Raw genomic sequence first — 803 nt, forward strand, 5'->3', positions numbered from 1 at the left:
AGTAAGAAAACTCTTTATATTTAAAAATGAAAATACATGATACATAGTCTACTCATATGAAATGAATTACATGTAGAAAACACACTGTTTTCACAATGACTGTGTATAGTTAATTTGCATAATGATAAAAGTGAGGTATTTGAATTGAAAAAGAAAAAGATATTTATTGGAACGATTATTTCATGCGTGATGCTAGCATTATCTGCATGTGGTTCCTCAGACAACGTAGTAACATCAAAAGTAGGAAATGTTACAGAGAAAGAATTAAGTAAAGAATTACGACAACAATATGGAGAAAGTACTTTATATCAAATGATGTTAAGTAAGGCATTGCTAGATAAATATAAAGTTTCAGATGAGGAAGCAAAAAAGAAAGTAGAAGAAGCAAAAGATAAAATGGGTGAGAACTTTAAATCGACTTTAGAACAACTTGGATTGAAAAATGAAGATGAATTAAAAGAAAAAATGAAGCCAGAAATTGCATTTGAGAAAGCAATCAAAGCAACAGTCACAGAAAAAGATGTGAAAGATAACTATAAACCAGAAATGAAAGTAAGTCACATTTTAGTGAAAGATGAAAAAACGGCTAAAGAAATAAAGGAGAAAGTAAATAATGGTGAAGATTTTGCTGCCTTAGCAAAACAGTATTCAGAAGATACTGGTTCAAAGGAACAGGGCGGGGAAATATCTGGTTTTGCTCCTGGGCAAACAGTGAAAGAATTTGAGGAAGCTGCGTATAAATTAGATGCAGGCCAAGTAAGTGATCCAGTTAAAACAACTTACGGTTACCATATTATTAAAGT

Annotated in this window: 1 protein-coding gene; it reads left to right on the forward strand. The window is 31.3% G+C overall.

The window, feature by feature from the left end; genetic code table 11:
* Positions 1-144: 144 nt before the first annotated feature.
* Positions 145-803 (forward strand): peptidylprolyl isomerase (locus tag DN403_RS30905; RefSeq protein WP_149186137.1); only part of this gene is annotated, 659 nt, incomplete at its 3' end.

Origin of the sequence: Bacillus sp. AY2-1, assembly GCF_008368965.1 — a bacterium.
In the GTDB taxonomy this organism is placed as follows: domain Bacteria; phylum Bacillota; class Bacilli; order Bacillales; family Bacillaceae_G; genus Bacillus_A; species Bacillus_A thuringiensis_S.